Annotated in this window: 1 protein-coding gene; it reads right to left on the bottom strand. The window is 63.8% G+C overall.

Going from position 1 to position 614, the window contains the following annotated elements:
• A partial coding sequence (locus tag AC1DU6_RS34695) for an ABC transporter substrate-binding protein (RefSeq protein ID WP_477863055.1) occupies positions 1-614 on the bottom strand: 614 nt, incomplete at both ends.

Here is a 614-nt window from a genome sequence, read left to right as displayed (position 1 = left end):
GGGCCGCCGTGCGTGTCGCGTCGTTGCTGATGGGCACATAGATGAATTCCTGCAGATTGCCCTCGAACTTGTTCCACCAGTTGGGGTTGCGCTTGAAGACCGTCTTTACGCCTGGCTGTCGGCTGACCAGCATGAAGGGGCCGGTGCCGTTGGCGTTCTGGCTGGCATAGGACTCCTCCTGCTGCTTGAAGTTCAGCGGTTTCGTCACGCGGTGCTGCTCGCACCAGCGCTGGCTCATGATGAACAGGTTGGCTATCAGCTCCGGCACGATGGGATTGGGCTTGTCCAGCGCGAAGACGACGGTCAGCGGGTCCACCGCCTTCGGGATGCCGACGGCATTCGCATAGACGCGCTGCGGTGCATTCGGGTCGCGCAGGCGCTGCATCGAGAACACGACGTCGTCGGCGGTGAAGGGCGTGCCGTCGTGGAACTTGACGCCCGGGCGCAGCTTGAAGCGCCAGATCAGCGGCGTGACCTGGGTCCACTCGGTCGCCAGCGCCGGGCCGATGCTCATGTCCTTGCCGCGCCGSGTCAGGCCCTCGTAGACCTGGTTGTTCAGGCTGTTGGTCATGACCTCGTTCTGCGAATGCGGATCGGTGGTCTGCATGTCGCCC

The organism is Roseateles sp. P5_B10, assembly GCF_056400485.1.
Note: the sequence above shows the minus strand (reverse complement) of the source record. Positions and strands in the feature narration are given on the sequence as shown.